We start from the raw sequence: 1,002 nt of genomic DNA on the forward strand, positions 1-1,002 counted from the left end.
GATTGAGGAAGGCGATACCATCACCATCGACATCACCTGTGCCACCTGGCCCCCGCCGGCCCCACCCATATGCCCGATCTGTACGCCGCCGGCGGCATCCCGGCGGTGCAGGCGGAGCTGGCCAAGAAGGGCCTGCTGGACCTGGATGTCCCCACCGTCACCGGCAAGACCCTGGGCGAGAACATCCAGGGCGCCCGCATCCTGAATGAGAACGCCATCCGGCCCATCACCAATCCCTACAGCGAGACCGGCGGCCTGCAGATCCTGTGGGGCAACATTGCCCCCGACGGCTGCGTGGTCAAGCGCAGCGCCGTGGCCCCCGAGATGCAGCAGCACAGCGGCCCGGCCCGGGTCTTTAACAGCGAAGAAGAGGCCATCACCGCCATCTACGGCGGCAAGATCGTTCCCGGCGACGTGGTGGTCATCCGGTACGAAGGCCCCCGCGGCGGCCCCGGCATGCGTGAGATGCTGAATCCCACCTCGGCCCTGGCCGGCATGAAGCTGGACACCACCGTGGCCCTCATCACCGACGGCCGGTTCTCGGGCGCATCCCGCGGCGCGGCCATCGGCCACGTCAGCCCTGAGGCCGCTTCGGGCGGCCCCATCGGCCTGATTGAGGAAGGCGATACCATCACCATCGACATCCCCAATGCCAGCATCAACCTGGAAGTGTCGGAGGAGGAGCTGGCCGCCCGCCGTGCCCGGTACGTGGCCCCCGAACCCAACATCCGCACCGGCTGGCTGAGCCGCTATGCCCGGATGGTCACCAGCGCCAACCTGGGCGCGGTGCTGAAGTAAGCGCTGCCCATCCAATAATCAAAGACCCCGTCCTGACTTATAGGGCGGGGCCTTTTTGTGTTTGCTGGTTTGGTGAAGTGAACATTCCACTGCAAACAATACATTTCTTTTCCTTTTTGTTCGCTGCGCTAGGCCCAGAGGGGGAGGGAGGGGGTTTCGACTCCCCCTCCCTACCCCCTCTGGACTCCCTACCCACCCTAACGA

The 1,002-nt window shown here is 65.3% G+C and carries 1 pseudogene; it reads left to right on the forward strand.

The annotated features are described in order from the left end of the window. Positions 1 to 30 precede the first annotated feature (30 nt). A pseudogene (locus tag B5E67_RS15275) lies at positions 31 to 798 on the forward strand (dihydroxy-acid dehydratase); the annotation flags it as partial. Positions 799 to 1,002: the final 204 nt, after the last annotated feature.

Origin of the sequence: Faecalibacterium sp. An122 (assembly GCF_002160895.1) — a bacterium.
In the GTDB taxonomy this organism is placed as follows: Bacteria; Bacillota; Clostridia; order Oscillospirales; family Ruminococcaceae; genus Faecalibacterium.